The 17,241-nt window shown below is 48.9% G+C and carries 12 protein-coding genes and 1 pseudogene; 4 read left to right on the top strand and 9 right to left on the bottom strand.

All coding sequences use genetic code 11. The features are described from left to right. Nucleotides 1-222 precede the first annotated feature (222 nt). Nucleotides 223-2,688 carry a glycoside hydrolase family 2 protein gene (locus JCM10914_RS10965; RefSeq protein ID WP_023960717.1) on the bottom strand — a complete coding sequence of 822 codons (2,466 nt, stop codon included), beginning with the start codon at nucleotides 2,686-2,688 and terminating at the stop codon, nucleotides 223-225. Nucleotides 2,689-2,814: 126 nt separating this feature from the next. Here JCM10914_RS10965 and JCM10914_RS10960 point away from each other — a divergent pair, with 126 nt between their 5' ends. Continuing rightward, nucleotides 2,815-3,669: a helix-turn-helix domain-containing protein gene (locus tag JCM10914_RS10960; RefSeq protein ID WP_023960714.1), complete on the top strand. Its 855-nt coding sequence runs from the start codon at nucleotides 2,815-2,817 to the stop codon at nucleotides 3,667-3,669. Between the two features lie 117 nt (nucleotides 3,670-3,786). On the opposite strand, the gene JCM10914_RS10955 is transcribed toward JCM10914_RS10960, so the two are convergent. The 3 genes from JCM10914_RS10955 to JCM10914_RS10945 all read right to left on the bottom strand — a co-directional run bounded on the left by JCM10914_RS10955 (nucleotide 3,787) and on the right by JCM10914_RS10945 (nucleotide 5,782). Then, complete coding sequence (locus JCM10914_RS10955) at nucleotides 3,787-4,563, bottom strand: alpha/beta fold hydrolase (protein ID WP_036717772.1); 777 nt, start codon at nucleotides 4,561-4,563, stop codon at nucleotides 3,787-3,789. 30 nt (nucleotides 4,564-4,593) lie between these two features. Further along, a complete protein-coding gene (locus JCM10914_RS10950; RefSeq protein ID WP_023960710.1) occupies nucleotides 4,594-5,022 on the bottom strand; it encodes a MarR family winged helix-turn-helix transcriptional regulator in 429 nt (142 codons plus the stop codon). Between the two features lie 223 nt (nucleotides 5,023-5,245). Then, nucleotides 5,246-5,782 (bottom strand): hypothetical protein, encoded by a 537-nt coding sequence (locus JCM10914_RS10945; RefSeq protein ID WP_036717771.1) that lies wholly within the window; start codon nucleotides 5,780-5,782, stop codon nucleotides 5,246-5,248. Between the two features lie 198 nt (nucleotides 5,783-5,980). Between JCM10914_RS10945 and JCM10914_RS10940 the strand changes: the two genes are divergently transcribed. From JCM10914_RS10940 to JCM10914_RS10930, 3 genes are read left to right on the top strand one after another with little or no spacing between them, the layout of a single operon-like run. Next, the gene (locus JCM10914_RS10940) at nucleotides 5,981-7,117 is read left to right on the top strand and encodes a DUF418 domain-containing protein (protein WP_023960706.1); all 1,137 of its coding nucleotides are present in this window, start codon (nucleotides 5,981-5,983) and stop codon (nucleotides 7,115-7,117) included. 18 nt (nucleotides 7,118-7,135) lie between these two features. Then, on the top strand, nucleotides 7,136-8,269 hold the full coding sequence (locus JCM10914_RS10935) for a sensor histidine kinase (RefSeq protein WP_023960704.1): 1,134 nt from the start codon (nucleotides 7,136-7,138) through the stop codon (nucleotides 8,267-8,269). Then, nucleotides 8,266-8,871, top strand: a complete 606-nt coding sequence (locus tag JCM10914_RS10930) for a response regulator transcription factor (RefSeq protein ID WP_023960701.1) — start codon at nucleotides 8,266-8,268, stop codon at nucleotides 8,869-8,871. Before JCM10914_RS10935 ends, JCM10914_RS10930 begins: the two co-directional genes overlap by 4 nt. A 195-nt stretch (nucleotides 8,872-9,066) precedes the next feature. Here the strand turns inward: JCM10914_RS10930 and JCM10914_RS10925 are convergent. The 5 genes and pseudogenes from JCM10914_RS10925 to JCM10914_RS10905 form a co-directional block, all read right to left on the bottom strand. Further along, nucleotides 9,067-9,949, bottom strand: a pseudogene (locus JCM10914_RS10925) (NAD(P)-dependent oxidoreductase). A gap of 49 nt (nucleotides 9,950-9,998) precedes the next feature. Further along, nucleotides 9,999-12,335, bottom strand: a complete 2,337-nt coding sequence (locus tag JCM10914_RS10920) for an AraC family transcriptional regulator (RefSeq protein ID WP_023960695.1) — start codon at nucleotides 12,333-12,335, stop codon at nucleotides 9,999-10,001. Between the two features lie 104 nt (nucleotides 12,336-12,439). Continuing rightward, the gene (locus JCM10914_RS10915; protein ID WP_023960693.1) at nucleotides 12,440-14,536 is read right to left on the bottom strand and encodes a beta-galactosidase; all 2,097 of its coding nucleotides are present in this window, start codon (nucleotides 14,534-14,536) and stop codon (nucleotides 12,440-12,442) included. A 146-nt stretch (nucleotides 14,537-14,682) separates the two neighbouring features. Next, nucleotides 14,683-16,212: an extracellular solute-binding protein gene (locus tag JCM10914_RS10910; RefSeq protein ID WP_036717770.1), complete on the bottom strand. Its 1,530-nt coding sequence runs from the start codon at nucleotides 16,210-16,212 to the stop codon at nucleotides 14,683-14,685. 86 nt (nucleotides 16,213-16,298) lie between these two features. Continuing rightward, a complete protein-coding gene (locus JCM10914_RS10905; protein ID WP_023960689.1) occupies nucleotides 16,299-17,180 on the bottom strand; it encodes a carbohydrate ABC transporter permease in 882 nt (293 codons plus the stop codon). Nucleotides 17,181-17,241: the final 61 nt, after the last annotated feature.

Here is a 17,241-nt window from a genome sequence, read left to right as displayed (position 1 = left end):
TATATCGATATGATTGGCAATATCAGAGGCACACGTTATGATGAATGAAAACGAATCGGCACATAAAAAAGAATTCCTGCTATTGCATCAATCTAGACCCGTCTTATCCAACAATGATCAAGTATGGGCTTCATAATGCTGTAGATTCGCAGGAATCCTCTAATAACACGAATCTAATACGATGATGCAGCTTTGCAGAAATTACATAGGAGTTCGTTCCTCTTACAAATCGAACACACTGCGTACAACTAGTTCAGCTTCCAGTTCTTCAAGGGACGCCGGTCTGCTGAGATCATCCTTCTTCAGGACAAGGGTCTTCGTCACGCCTGCTGACAAATCGAAATAATTGTTACTGAAAATACCGTCTAATTCACTGAAGTCCAGCTCCACAAATCGCGCAAAGGCTTTCGAACGAACCGTAAAGACAAATTGTCCTTCTTCTTCCCTCACCGTGGTCTCAACCTCAGGATCAACAAAGCCAAAATGTTTCGGCTTCACGAATAATACCGTACCTTCGCTGACGACTTCTCCATCCACAACAAATGAAAACTGTAAATACGTCTCTCGTCTCTTAGACGTTGTATCGAGCATCTCAGCGAAATCAAGCTGTTCGAATTGGGCTGTCGATAACGCAGCGACCTCAACCGATTTCGAAGAAGCTGCGATTTCATTGGAGCGAGAGTCCATGAGGCTCCACTTCAATTCCCCTTGTACAGCATTCATGCTCTCATTGGATACGTGCAGTTCTACCTTCGTACCATCCTCGCGAGCCGATACGAGTACAGGTGCGAAGAAACGTTTGGCTGCGTAATGCATCGCTTTCCAGCGACCGAAGTAATCGATACTCGACCAAGAAGCAACCGGCCAGCAATCGTTCAGTTGCCAGTACAAAGCACCCATGCAGCGTCCACGATGTCTACGCCAGTGCTCCACACCACACGAGATTCCTTCGGCCTGTATGAGTTGCGAAGCGTATAACAGGGAATTGAAATCCTTCGGCAAGCGATACGTCTCCCCGATGTAATACAGTATTTTCTCATTGCCCGTACCGTTCTTCTGATGAGATTCCATGACCGGTGAGAAGATATTACGGTCTTCTGGCAACGTGAACGTCTCAATGGTCTTGTGGCTTGGGAAGGATTGCAAACCGAACTCGGACATATAACGCGGGTACAATGTGCGATATTCGGTAAAAGGCTTCTTACCATGCCACACATCCCAGTAATGCATATCCCCGTAGTTCTCATCGTTTGGATTATCAAAGCTGCCTTTGGACGACGGTGAAGCAACCCAATAGAACGTGTTCGGATCATATTCCCTCGCGATAGCAGGAAGCAATACTTCGTATTGCTTAATGTAATCCGCTTGTAACTGCAAGGATGTCTTCTTCGCCCAGTCCCACTCAACCCAAGCCATCTCCTGCTCATTGTTCCCACACCAGATTCCTAAGGATGCATGATGGCGCAAGCGTTTCATGTTATCTATGGTTTCTTTTGTAATCGATTCCTTGAATTCCTCTGTCAATTCATACACGCCACAAGCGTACATTAAGTCCTGCCACACAATTAAGCCGTATTCATCACATAGATCGTAGAAATAATTCTCAGGGTAGTGGCCGCCGCCCCAGACACGAATCGTGTTGAAATTAGCTTGCGCACAGCTCTTGATCAATCGTTCTGTCCGCTTGGGATTACAACGAGGCAAGATGTTATCTTCCGGAATATAGTCGGCACCCATCGAGAAGAAGGATACACCGTTCACTTCAAATTCGAAGGATTCACCCCACTGATCTTTCTCTTGTTTCACGGTTAATGATCGTAGTCCGATTCGCTTATCATCACGATCCAGCTCCACGCTCTGTTCCATAAGTGCAACAGTAAGCTGATACAGCGGTTGCTTACCCAGACCATTCGGCCACCAAAGCTCAGGATTATCCACTTCAATCAGAATATGATGATCATCATCATTCACTACCTGTGTCCACCCCTCAAGCGACCCACCAGATGGTGTGCCTAATGTGACCACGATCCTCCGGTCCTCCTCCATCCAACTGGATGTTCTCACACGAACATCTAAGGTCACTTTGTCTTCGTGGTGTAATTGTGTGATGTAGATATCATCCAAACGAGCATGATTGAAGCCTTGAACGGAAATATTTCGCCAGATCCCTAAATCAGGCAATTGCGGTCCCCAATCCCAACCAAACATGGAGTGTGCTTTACGCAAATGGGATATTCCTTCCACTGCATCACTACAGTTAATCAACGGACGTTCTGCTTGTTTACGCAGTACAAATTCCACAGGAGAACGAAGAATAATGTGTATGGTATTTTCACCTAAGGTGATGACGGAAGTTATATCGATTTCATAGATGCTGTGCATATTGCTCACATTCGCAATGTTGGTCCCATTCAGATATATTTCACAAAGTGTATCCAATCCTTCACATAACAGGATGATCTGATCATGCGCGATATCGACTTGGTTCACTTCGAATGAGGATTTATATTCATAATCATAATTACACAGTTCAAGTGCAGCACCCTCTTGCTCGCGATAATAAGGATCTTCCATTCGTCCAGCCTGCAGCAAATCATGAAAGACCGAACCGGGAACGGTTGCCGGTAGCCATTCGGCATGATCCACTCTCTTCATTTGCCATGCTCCATTTAGATCAATAAGCAACATAATCTATACCTCCTGATGTCCTTGTTTGTGTCTATTCTATCAATACACATCGTTGCTTTCTTGTGTTGTGTTCGCGAGATTCGTGTGCTATTTTAACATTATTAAATATAGGTGAGGTTCAGATTCATGATTAAATACACTGCGTCCACTCATATCCATCCTGATCTATTCGTAGATCCATTCTGGGTCGATTCCTTATCGAAAGTGTCACCAGAGCATACCCATGACTTCTACGAGTTCTTTATCTTAAGTGAAGGGAAATGCCAACATATCGTCAATGGAACTACCCAGCATCTAAAGCCGGGTTGTCTTGTCTTTGTTCGCCCCCACGATATTCACCGCTATGAACCGGAAGGTGTGGGGGACTGCCGCTTTCTGAATAGCCCTTGTCGATCCACTGTCATTGAAGAAGCGTTCGCTTATTTAAACGAACTGAAATATATGCAGGATTTAATACATGCCCCACTCCCTCAGATTGCCATGTTGTCTCAGTTAGAAATGACGAGCTTGATTCAAAGCTTTGAACGGATCATGATGCTCTCTACCGTTGATAAAAAGAAAGCCCGTGTGTATGCAAAAGGCTTAATTATTCAGATATTGACGCAGTACTTTTTTTCGCTCGAAACTATGGAGCAACCCGATCTTCCGCTGTGGCTCGAGCATGCGATCTCCAAAATGCACCTGAAAGAGAACATGAACCAAGGGCTGCATGCTCTCTATGAACTGTCGGGCCGAAGTGTGGGTCATGTGAACCGTGCTTTCCGACAGTATCTTAATCAGACACCAACCGAATATATCAACCATCTTCGATTAAACGTGGCCAAGAACTTGCTACGCACCACCGAGTTGCGCGTGGTTGAAATTGCGCTGGAAGCGGGATACGAGAACGTCAGTCACTTCTACCACCAATTCAAAAAGTTCTATCATCAAGCTCCGCTAGATTTCCGCAAGAACGCTACAATAAACCGCTCACTGCGTTAGATAAATAACTTGAATTAGGATTGAACCTGGAGATTTCAAAACAAGAAAAGCCGCAGTTTATGCGGCTTTCAAGGTCTCTAGTTATTGTCCCCTGACATTTCCCTATATGTAACGAAATTAAATTATTTTTTCACCTTGCGGTAAAATTCCATTAGATATCCACGCTTCGATCATATGATTAAATACATCAGGCTGTGCCATAGAAATTCCGTGCCCGATTCCAGACAAGATGACACCTGTACAATTCGGATTGCTTGCCACGATATCTGCTGCCGATTTTCTCATAACGGCCTTCTCTCGTTCGCCAACAGTAACCAGTATCTTAACTTTCGCTTGTTTGAAATCCTGAGGTATTTCAAACGACATGTTTTCCTCTAAAATTCGAATGAGTGTGTTCGCGCTCATTTGACTGCTCTCTTGATAATATTGTTCGAAATATTCCTTACTCACATATAGTGTTGAGGCTTGCAGTTTGGCAAACATCCGATTTCGCATGAGCGGAGATGTTAATTGAATAGAAGGTTTAATCCATTTCTTGATATATGTAATAGGTCTCACCAGAGCACTATTTATAATGGCAAAGTCGATCAAATCTGGTTTCATACTCACTAGTTGAATGGTTACCTGAGCACCTAGAGAAAATCCAATAATGATTACATTCTTATGGTTTGCTTTTTCTTGAATCAATTCAATTAGTTCATCGGCACTATGTTTAATTGAAAAATGGACCCCATCATGACTCTGACCCTGCTCTGGTAAATCCGGAACAACACAATGATAGTTAGTGAAGTATTGAATCTGTCTATCCCACATCCAACCGCTCACCCCGCCGCCATGTAAAAATAACATTAGGTCACCATTTGGATCGCCATATTCTCGGTAATGCAAAGTCAATTTCAAACCGCCCCTTTCTTATGTCGATTTTCAAACGTTCTCTTTGGCAACGAGGTGTAATTTTTCGAGGATCAACGTTAATTGTTTCAATTCTTCCAGTGACAACCTCCCATACACCTCTCGATTAATTTCATCCTTCATGGAGTCCAAATCCTCAAAATACTGAGCGCCTTTCTCTGCAAGATTCAAAACAATCTCCCGGCGATTCTTTGGATTAATATGTCGATTCACATAACCTTTGTCCTCTAATTTGTTGAGCAGTTGACTTACAGCACTGGTGGATACAAGCAACTTCTCTGCTAGATCTTTTGTGGAGTTAACACCCGCTTTCATTAGTTCAAGTAACAAAACTTGCTTCGTCGTAAGCTCATTATCCAGTTTGGCCTCAAATTTTTTGGCTATGAGAATATTGATCTCGTTACGCAGAACGTTTATCTGTTGAATATAATGTTCCTTCATTTCAAGTTAACCCCCACTTAATTATTAAGTCAACTTAACTATAAAGGTTGTTTCTACAAAAGTAAATATTGAATTAAAACGTAAAGACCGTTTCCCGGTTTGTTCAAGGGGAACGGTCTTTTTTAGATTCCATATGCTATTAAACTAATATAGGTTCGAATAGAAAACCTAAACGCATCACGATCGTGACTGCCTCGGCTCTAAAAAAGAAGCGCCGCAGAATTCATGGCTTTGCTGAAAAATCAATGTTAGAGAGTTGTGAGATATGCTCTGCAGCTTGAATAAGCTCCTTTCTGAACGCATTGGAGTTATCGTAGTTCTCTGGTGCTTGATCCAAAAACAAACGAACCTGCTGTTTGATCATTCGTAAGGCTTGTTCGTTAAATCCCGGACGATTCTCAATTCGGTCACTCACTAGAATAGCAAAGTTGTATTTTAACAGAAAAAAGTCATTTTTCAGCACAGCCAAATCTTTTTCCATACGAGGAAAATCATCTACTAGATATTGCAAACGATCATTCACGAAAAGCAGATACTTATACGCTTCGAACATCGCGATTGCCTCTGGATTTTGATCATCCGTCTGAGATAGTAATTGATCCCAGCTTTGTACGATGGAAATGAAGCTTGTATAAAATGCAGTCGTTCTGTCTTCCCTTTCTTGTGCTTTGGTGCTGAATGTGTGATATAGCGCAGGTGAGAACAGGAGCAGTAAAGTGACTATAACTAATATCATGTTTTGTTTTTGTTGTTTATTCATAGCATTAATAGATTATCACATTCATTTCATTCTATCCATGAAATCAACTTTAATTTACATAATATGATATGCCTTACTCTTCCTCCCTACATTTATGACATGTGTCATACGGTTCTCTTTACAGGTGTGAATGTTACGTCTACTAGATCGCAGCTACAATGAAATAGCTAAATCTACTAAGGAAAGAGTGAGACGTTAATGGAACAACACCACGGCAGGATTCGCCTGCTCGACATTTTGCGTGGATTTGCAATTCTGGGAACGCTCGGGACCAACATCTGGCTGTTCGCCCACGCAGGTAATCTCAATTATATTACGACCTTTGATCAATCCGGATGGTGGGAAGGTAACGACCTGCTGCGAATGTTCGTCTTATTCCTGATCAATGGGAAGCTGCTCGGACTTCTGACGATTATGTTCGGCGTCGGATTGGAAATGAAGTATCGACAGGCCAAACGCAAGGGAGCACCATGGCCAGGCGTGTACTTATGGGCTGTGCTGTTCTTAGTACTCGAAGGCCTGCTGCATTTCATCTTCGTGCTGGAATATGACATCTTGATGAGTTATGGGCTGACGGCCATCATCGTGGCATTCATTATCAAGGGCGGCGAGCGGCTGATCGCTCGTATGATGATCGTAATTGGCAGCGCCATTGCCTTCTTGATGCTGTCGCTGGCGGGGCTCCTGCTGTCAAGCGGCAGCCATGTATCGCTTGGCAGTTTTAGCGACATCGCAGCCTTATATCAAGACGGGACTTGGGTGGAACAAGTGAAGTACCGGCTGGCGAACATTGTACCCTTGCGATTGGAGGCCATCCTCGTCATTCCGAGCAATGTGTTTCTGTTCCTGCTAGGTGTTAGATTCATACGCGCAGGCGTATTTTCGCCGGACGAGAACGGCCGACAACTAAGAAAACGGCTGTTTAAGCTCGGGGTCTACGTTGGCGCACCACTCAACTTGCTTATTTTTGTTCCGGGCGGCGCTTTCGATCTGCCGGTACGCTATTTATTCGCCCCATTAATGTCTTTGGGGTATATAGCAATCATCGCGAGAATGATACAATGTACCAGGTGGGAATGGCTGTGGCGTGGACTGGAGAATGTCGGGAAGATGTCCCTAAGCTGCTATGTGCTGCAAAACGTTATCGCGTCCATCATCTTCTACGGTTGGGGCCTTGGTCTTGCCGGTCAGTTGAATTCGGCAGCGATCATCGCCGTCTGGCTCATGATATCTATCATTCAGATAGGTACCGCATCGCTGTGGCTTGATCGCTTTAAACTGGGGCCAATGGAGACCGTCCGCAAAACGTCGATCGGTTTTTTTGAATCAAGATAGTCGGATCGGGGGCCGCATATGTTCTATAAGTTATACCCGAGAGATCAGATCAAAAGTTATTTGCTTGTTGATGTCGTGCTGATCGTCTTCCTATGCTACAGGGTGTTTCGTGTAAACACACCGCTAGGTATATGGGGCAGCATCGCACTGCTCCTCCTTCTGTTTGCTTCGTTGTACGTTGCGTTATGGCGCCGACAAGGCGAGCTATTGATCGCCGTGCTATGCGGATTAATGACGATTGCCGTGCTTAGTGTGTTTACGGGACCTAGCACCTTGCTGTTCGGCATCATGTTTGCCGATCTGCTGGGCCGTTCCTATTCCATGAAGCACATTGTCATTGGCAGTTCGGCAATCCCCCTCTCCTACCTGGCTGTGTTCTACATTCGGCAGGAACCCTTTCTCGAAACGTTGAATGCCATCTATCTGCCGGTCATGGTCATTCAGATGGTATTTCCATTCGTCATCCACATCAGGGAGAAAGCCAAAAACTTGCAAGGTGAATTAGACGAAGCCAACGAGCAAATCGCTATGTATATCCAACAAGAAGAGCGGCGGCGGATCGCAAGGGATCTTCATGATACCTTGGGTCAGACCCTGATGATGATCAAAATGAAGAGCGAGCTGGCGACGCGCTGGGTGGATCGAAATCCTGCCCAAGCCAAACGGGAAATCGGTGAAATCCTGGACTCCTCCCGGATCGCTCTGAAGCAAGTAAGAGAATTGGTGTCGGAGATGAAGTTCATCTCTCTTACCGCTGAGCTTGCGCATGTGGAAAAGCTGCTGCATACGGCCGAGATTGAACTGACTGTTCAGGCACCGGACAAACTCCCGCTGTTATCCAGCGTGGAAGAAACGATGCTGGCACTCTGCGTAAGGGAAGCGACCACGAATATTATCAAACACAGCCGCGCCAGGCACGCCATCATCAGTTTGAATATCCAAGGGGATACGTTCGCAATACATATCGTGGATGACGGTGTAGGGTTTCATGTTGGCGCTAAGACAGAAGACGGTGGTAACGGAATTCCGTCGATCATAGAACGAATGAAGTCCCTGGACGGTTCTTGTGCCATCTGCCCATCCCGAGAAGGCGGCACGAAGGTTTCTCTAAGACTGCCCCTTCACTCACTTGAAAAGGAGGACGCTACATGATTCGCGTCGTCATCGCAGAAGACCAGAAAATGCTCAGAGGCGCATTCGCCTCACTGCTTGCATTCGAAGAGGACATTGAAGTTGTGGCGGAAGTCCCGGACGGGGAACAGGCATGGAATGCCATCCAATTGCATCTCCCGGATGTCTGTCTGCTGGATATCGAGATGCCCCATATCAATGGCCTCGAATTGGCCGAGAACATTCGCCATGCCGGCTTACCCTGCAAAATCATGATCGTGACCACCTTCGCGCGCCCCGGCTATTTGCAAAAAGCGATGGCTGCGCAAGTGGAGGGTTATCTGCTAAAGGACGAGCCCATTGATTACTTGATTGAGGCGATCCGGCGCGTCATGAGGGGTGAGCGGGTCATCAGCACGGACTTGGCTGCTGCGCTGTTCATGAAGGAAGACAATCCGCTCAGCGAGCGGGAAACCGAAATGCTCCGCTTGACCAAGAAAGGCATGACCACAGACGACATCAGCAATTCCTTGTTCTTAACACGAGGAACCGTGCGCAATTACCTATCTACAGCTATGCAAAAACTGGAGGTGGATTCCCGCCAGCAAGCCGTCGCGATCGCGGACGAAAAGGGATGGCTGTAGTCATCGATGTAACCCGACCATCAGTAGGGTTCTCCAGGCCAGGCTCCTCCCTTCATAGAAAAAGCTCGCGACCGCCCCTGAACGGGACGGATCGCAAGCTAGAGTCTTGCTTGCTATTAATGGTTCGTGTCCGGCAGCGATAGATCACGACGCAATTGCCTGGCTACTCGAAGGTATATCTCGCCTGCCATTGCACTAAGAACGGGTATAATAATGGATCAGTGCCTGAGTGCCTTTATCCTCATAGCCCTTCTCCGCAAGCTGTCGATAGAGCTGTCGCGCCAACGCAAGGCCCGGTGTGTCCAGGTTCATCTCCTTGGCCGATTCCAGTGCGATTCCCATATCCTTGATGAAATGTTTGATATAGAATCCGGGCTCCAGATTACCGGCAATGATGCGCGGACCGAGGTTGCTGAGCGACCAGCTGCCTGCCGCGCCACTTTCAATGCTCTTGAGCACGCTCTCGGGATTCAAGCCCGCCTTCTCTGCGTAAGCCAATGCTTCACACACGCCCATCATGTTGGAGGCGATGGCAATCTGATTGCACATCTTCGTGTGTTGACCAGCCCCTGCCTGACCTTGATGCACAATATTGCTGCCCATCAACGACAGTAACGAATGTACGGCTTGGACGTCTGCGCTTTCTCCGCCGATCATGATGGACAGACGAGCTTCGCGTGCGCCTACGTCGCCACCGGAAACCGGCGCGTCTATGGCGTGGAGTCCCTTCGCCGCAGCCGCGTCGAATATGCGTTGGGCCAGCAGCGGGCTTGACGTCGTCATATCAATCAAGTGTGCGCCCTCCTTTGCATGAGCAATCAAGCCGTCCTGCCCAAGATAGATCTCTTCGACATCCTTGGGATAACCCACCATCGTAATGATCACTTCGCAGGCTTTCGCCATCGAAGCGACGGCATCATGCCAGATTGCCCCGTCCGCCACCAACGACGCTGCTTTGGAAGCGGTTCTGGTATATACGTGAAGTATATCCGGCTTTCAGAATATGCCTCGCCATGCTTGCGCCCATTACGCCCAGGCCTATAAACCCTACGTTTCTTATATCCGATGCAGTTGTCATTGTATGATACGCTCCTTATTTAAAGAATATAGCTTAAACTCGAAATAGCCTACCTCACCGATAATCGGTACTCCCTCGGAGACATCTCCATGAAACGCTGGAATGCCCGATTCAGATTTCGTTCCGAGTAGCCCACGATTTCCGCGATTTCCGTTACCGTATAATCCGTGTCCTTGAGCAGTTGTTTCGCTTTCTGAACTTTAAAGTTCATCATATATTCTACGAACGATACGCCCATCTCCTTCTTGAACAACCTGCTGAGATAGGAAGGGCTTACCTCAACGAGCTCGGCGCATTCTGCCAGTGAATGCGCGCCTTCGGGGGCGTTATTGATGTAGTTGCATACCCGCTGGATGATTAGGCGGGTGGAGCGGGTACGCAGATCGTGGCTGATCTCTTGAAACAGCGGAAACAGTACGTTAATGAACCATTCATGCATCTCTCGTGAAGTCTGGTTTTCCTTCAACTGGTCAAACAGATTGCCTCCCAGCATCTCCAGCACGCCGGGGCCTCTCTCCTCCATGGATTGAATCATGGCTGATAGAAGCACGTAATAACTCTGGAAGGTCACATTGTACGACTCCGAAATCCGGATCCTCTTGGAAAATTCGTGCAGCGCCGCTTCCGCGTGGGGCAGATCCCCGCCCCACAAATATCCAATCATCTCCGCTTCGATTTCCTTCGGATACATAAACACCGGATTGCGCTCAATGCGGATCATATCTTCATAGAATAACACGGAAGTTGCATCATGGAAGAGTCGATATTGCAGAGCAAGCTGTGCCTCCTTATAAGATTCGGCCACCTGGCTCAATCTTCCGGAACTGCCAATGCCAATGGAGGACGAGAAAGACAGATAGCCCGCCAGCGATTGGCTGACGGAATCCGCGTAACGCGCCAGGAGATTACCGAACTCTTGGGCGGAAGCCGCTGGATCGACCGGCCGCAGAACCGCTACCGCCTCGCGGTCTTCCCGGTCGACCACGTCCCCTTCCAGCTTCCGATTATCCGCGAGCAGCTCCGACATGACATTTTTGACGGCAAACACGATGATCGGTCCTTCGTTAGGCAAAAAACGCTTCTTCACGGGGTTCTCCACCTTCACGATCATAGTTGCGTAAGGCCCGATCATTGAAATCTTATGCTTGGCGCTGCCTTCCTCCAGCTTCTCCTGCGTCCAAGAGCTTCCTGACAGCAATAATCGCTGCAAGAACCGCTCACGCAGATCCGGCTGAATTTTTCGAATATAGCTATTCAAGGATTCTGCCTGCTCGTTCAAATAACTGAGAGAAGACCGGATATATTCGATTTCATTCTCTTTGACAGCCCCCTCCGTACTCCCCCTTCCGTTTCTCCGCAAATGTTCCCCGTAACGGAGGAGCTGCTGAATGGGGTTATACGCGATCCTGGAAGAGAACCAAGTCAGCAATACGGCGATCAACATAAATACCGAAACCGATATGACGATCAGAACCCGAATCCAGCCCAACTGCTCGATCATCTCCCGTTCCGGCATCCGCGACACATACAACCGGCCCATGGACGTCTTGTAAAAGGCCACCAGTTCATTGCCATGATCCCCTGCGAGTACGTCATGGCTGGACGTCTCCTCGCTCTCTACGAGTGACTTCAGAATGGGATCGTTTTCAGCGGCATAGCCGATCGCTCCTCGACCTTCCGTTTGAAGCAATATGCGGTGATCTGAATCGAGTATAGCAATGGCTTGTTCTTCCAAGGATAGCGAATAATTGTTCAGCAGGAGCCGGAGCGATTCCTCCTTCACCTGAATCAGAATGGTGCCTCTCGGCTTGCCCTGCACCATCACCGGAAGGTGGCGGACGAAGGATATGTATCCTTTCTCGGCCGATTGCGGGAGATGCATCCACCTTGCCCCTCCCTCCCTGGAGATGGCTTGTTCAATATCCTTTCTGCCATTGTATTGATCCAATCGAACCAAGCCGTAGGAATTCGACAGCAGCAGCGAATGCCGAACGTCATAGAACCAGATGTCCTCAATGAGATTATTGGTGTTTTTGTGCAACTGGAACAGCTTGAGAATGTCCAATTGCTGCATGTAGTCCGTCCCGTAATCATCATTCTCCAGCGCGCTGCGAATCAGCGGACCGCTGGCAAACTGAAGCGATTCGTGCTCGATGCTCGCCATCACGTTTTCGACGCGGTCTTTCAGTTGCAGCAATGAAGCCATATTATTTTCCTGAAATTGAACCGTCAGTTTCTTCATGGAGAAATGATAATACGCGCTTCCGGCAAGGATAACCGGAATGACTGCCGACAAGCACCCCAGCCAAATCAGGCGCTTCAGATAGCGGTTTGTCAAAAACCAGCCGAGGATCGATGCCTGAATACGTTTCCAAAGATGCTTCACGAATTTCACCTCCGGTTCCTGAGGCAGATCTGTCCGACGAATCGGTTGGCCATTCGGATAGATTGGATAACCTTACTAATGTCTTATTTCGCCTTCCCGGTGACCTAATCCTCCCCGTGACATGAATGAAGAACGCGGACGGGGATTCGAATGCACTCCCAGACCTCCAGACGCGGCACAGTGAAAGTCAGTGCGCCATCCGCGGCGCATCCGTCTATGCTATCTCCGCTCAGCAGGGCCCCAAGCTTATGAACCGTCTCCTCCGCCTGGCTTGTTCCCGTTCTCAGACGAACCTTAATATCGTGCAGTGGGAGCGTGCCTGCAAGCGGCCTCCGACCGGCACCGTTCACAAGGTGAAGCAGCAATTCGTTCTCTGTTCGAAATAGCGTCACTTGCAGTCCTGGATATGAGGTAACGGACAGTAAAGGGTTCCCTTCATACAGATAGTTGATAGCGTTCGCCAGCAGCATCTCGTGCTCAGCCAGCTTAAATTCACGAAGAAGAGCGCCTAGCGAAAATGCACAATACATCACGCGACCAGCTCCGTACGAGTGCTCCAGCACCAGGGGCAGATCGGTGCGGGATACCGGAAGCGATGCCCGCTCCGGCGGCGCTCCCACGCTTTCCAGCGGGGAAAACGGCGGCACAAGCGTTGCCAACACCCGAACCGCTTCATTCTGCGGTTGAACGTAAGTCACATGTCCGCGATGAGCGATAATGTTTGTCTGTTGCATCCCTAGCTGTAGGGGGTTCTTCTCCCCCGGGAGCTCCTCAAAGCGAAGATAGGAAGCCAGAAGCTCTTCGCCGACGAAGGCCTCCGAAATTCCAAGCAGTTCGTATAGTGGCATTACGTCGTCATCGAACGCAGCGGATGGAAGGCTTCCTTCCGTTAGTACCCTTCCCCCGTTATAGACGAATTTACGCAATGCTTCGATGATGACAGGGCTTAACTTCGTACCTTCAGGAAGCAGGACAATCCGATAATCGGAGAGCTTCCATTCTGCTTGATTCTCCGGAAGCAGCACGTCAAAGAGGATTTGGCGGTTGATGAGCGTTTCGGCCCAACTTCTCGCTTCCCCGTTCTCACTCCAGACCAAGGCGGTTTCAGCGGCTGATACCGATCCGTTCATATAGTTATCCAGCTTGGCGGCATGATGATTCAGTTCCGCCACGGTCTGCAATATCCGTTTGTCTTCGATCGTATCGGGAATGCCAGTAATGGAATGCCAGATCTGACCGCCATTTGCCGGAATTTGGGATAGCCAGAATCGATACTCCGCCACGGGAAGCCCCGTATGCCGCCAGTCCATGCCTGGACAGGAGTGAACGATGCCGAGCGGTGCCGGTCTGCCAGGAACGGAGCGACCGACCTTGATGCTGAGGGCCGGCTTCCAAAATTCAGGAATATGGGTGTGCCCCAACGACAGTATATCTTGCGGTTCGGTACACAGCAGGTCGGTCATTACAACGCGCTTCGATAAGTCGTCACGATGAAGATTATAGTATAGAATCATCGGCACTTCGGGTCGTATCTGTTTGATCAAGGCGTACATCGCACCAAGATTGTCATCAAAGCATCTTGCCGCGAAGTCCGGCTCCAGCAATCGCGAAGAATCCGGAAGTTCCTTGCCATACAAATCCACATGCTTGCGGCGGCACCGCTCGCACCGGCAGAACACGTAACCGGGTGCATTGAAGAAGATGCCGTCGATCTCATAACGCGACAGCACCTCGCGCAGTACCGGCACCGCGACCTCTTCGTTGCGATATCCGCCGTTGATGCATGTCGACATCAGGAGCGGCCATGAGCCAGGGCGCTCGGCTCCGATGATTTCCGGGCGGGCCCCCTCCTTGCGGACGAACCATTCAGGCCGCCTTAAATACACATGGTCTTCCGCCTTGCTAAAATCGAACCGGGCGATAAAGCGAAGATCCTGCTGGTGACAAGCCGTGATCAACTCCGCCAGCAGATCACGGCCCTGCGGAAGATATCCGTTCACGTTATGAAACGGAACTTGCGTGTCATACCAAGCATAGATGCCGCCTGTGTTGAATACCATCGCATTCGCCCCCATCTCCTTCAACTGGGCGGCAAGACGGGACGGGTCCATCCGGGGCGTATCCAGAACCTGCATATTGGGCTGAATGATGCGCAACGGCTTGTGCCACCAGGAACGTTCTTCTTTTTGCACCATATTCATAGTGGAACCTTCCTCTCTGTCCATCAGGCACCGAAAAGGCGATCCGCGGGAACGAGGTTAAGCATGCAACGCTGGCTTCATGATAAATGCAACACGATACCTCATGTTTGTTCACGGCGAGACGGATCGCCTCCTCTGCCTAAGCTCTATTCTTCGTTAAACTGCTTGTATGCCTCGGCCATCTGCCTGTAAGCTTCCTGAATGTCAGGCTGGCTGTTCAACCGTTCAACGTATGCCTTGAAATCTTCCATCGGAATTTGACCGACGATCGCCTTCGTCATCATGGATGCGTATTCTTCGCTGTATTTAGGCCATGTACTGCGCCATCCTTCAGATGTAATAACACGATAGTGATCGATCTTGCCGATTTCGTCGTAATTTTCCACTTCCTTGATTTTGGCGTCGTTGAAGGCTTTGTCTCCGGAAGCGCTGATTACCTTCCCCCACTTGGCATAGGCTAGCACGCCGGCCCCCTTGCTCGTGGTATTGACTTCCTTGACCCCTTGCTCCGTCAGTACCTTCTGGCCTTCTTGCTCGGTGTAATGAATGTCCTTGATGCCATAGTAGGCAAAATCGGTCATTTCCTCCGAAGCCGTTTGATCGAAATATTGCAATAGCTGCTTCACCTTCTCTTCGGGCACCTTCTTCGAAATGTAGAACCCTCCGGCCACACCGGTCTCCAGACCGACCGCGTCATCCCCGTGTGGTCCCTTCAGGGTCAGGTTCAATATTTTGGCATCGGGCTGTCCGGACTTCTTCATGGCCTGCTCCCATTCATGGTCCCACCAGATAGGGCGGCCATATGAAGCGGCACGATTCGTCTTAAAAAGCTCTTCCGCTTGGCTCTCCTTCATTACCGCGTATTCCTTGGACATCAGCCCGTCCGCGTACAGACCACGAAGCCATTCCACCAGTTCTACGTACTGCGGCGTGAGGGATGGGCTCATCAGCCCGCCGTCCTCGGTATACGTCGGATTGTACACTCCGAAGCCGGCTTGGAACGCCGCAGGAGGATTATTGATATAAAGGAGACCGACCGTATCCTTCTTTCCGTTCCCGTCCAAATCGGCATCGACGATCTTCTTCAGGGCTTCCTTGTACTCATCGAAATCGGTCGGAATCGCAATGTCGAGCTGCTTCAACCAGTCTTCTCTTATTTTCAGCCCCGCGTCGATCCGGGAACGCGACCGTGGCACCGCATAGACACTCCCTTCCACCGACAAATATCTCAGAGCATCCGGGGCCAGGTTGTTTTTCAAATTGGGATATTCGCTAAAATCTCCGAGAAACGGAGTCAGATCCCAAAACGCACCGTTCTGGATTGCAGAGATCAACGTCGGACGGATCGGGTTCTGGTAAGCCACAACCTCAGGCAGATCCCCGGAGGCCAGTAGCAGGTCCAGCTTCGTGTCCAGATCTCCCGAAGGCACCCATTCCACATCCAGCTTGACATTGGTGAGTCGTTCCCATTCCTTCCAGTAGTCATTGTTCATATCGGGAATTTCATTATAGAGTCCGGCGAACATTTTTATCGCCATCGGCTTGACTTCGCTCCCATCCGTCCCCGAATCCGTGGTCTGGTTGCTGCAACCCGCCAACATGGCGACGGCCATGAGGACCACGATCCAATAATGCCAACCTTTTTTAGATCTCCCCGAGCTTGTTGTGTTTATCAATTGAAACCCTCCTTATGGATGCTCTTCATCCATTTATTGTTCACACTCCATCGCATACGGACAAGCGATGCTTTTCTTGTAAATGTTCAGCCTTTTACCGATCCCAGCATGACCCCTTTGGCAAAGTGCTTCTGTAAAAAAGGATACACGAGGAGAATCGGAAGCATTGCCAGTACAATCGAGGCCATTCGAATGGTTTCCTGCGGCACCACATTTTCGTCGCTTGCTCCGGCTTGGGCCACCGCCACCGAATTGGAATCAATCACGAGCGTTTTGATAAGCAGTTGAAGCGTCCACTTGCTCGAGTCCGACAAGTAAATCAAGGCGTTGAAATAGGTGTTCCAATGACCGACCGCAAAGAAAAGGGTAAACGTGGCGATCGCTGGCATGGATAACGGGATAATCATCCGCATAAACACCCCAAGATCCGAGCAGCCGTCCATTCTCGCGGAATCCTCCAGTTCCGAAGGAAGCGAATCCAGGAAGCTTTTAATTACGATCAGGCTCCATGCATTTGTCAGGCTTGGCCATATCATAGACCAATAGGAATTGAGCAGTCCCAACTCCTTAACCAGCAGATAGTTGGGCACGATCCCCGGACTGAACACCAGCGTGAAAATGACCAGTCCCATTAGCCAGCGGTAACCGGGAAGGGAGCGCTTGGTGAGCGCGTAGGCCATGGTGAAAGACACGGCAATATTAAGCGCGGTGCCTACGACCGTAATGAATATCGTGCTTTTGAATGCATTCAAAAAACTGTTAGTCGATAGAATGTATCGGTAGGACTCCAGCGACCAGCGTTCAGGAAACAAATAAAATTTCAGAGGCTCATACACCTCGGGATCCGTGAAGGAAACGCTGAACACATACAGAAACGGAAACAGACAAGCGACCGAGAACAAGGTGATTAGGCTGTAATTGACCCAATCGAACAAGCCCAGCCCTTTTTTATGGACAACAAAGCTCAACCGGCTTCCTCCTTTCTTGACGCGGTGCCATGCTGCCAGCCTTACGCACCACAACATTTTT

Origin of the sequence: Paenibacillus sp. JCM 10914, assembly GCF_001315105.1 — a bacterium.
Classification (GTDB): domain Bacteria; phylum Bacillota; class Bacilli; order Paenibacillales; family Paenibacillaceae; genus Paenibacillus_AQ.
This window is presented reverse-complemented; position numbering and strand designations above follow the sequence as displayed.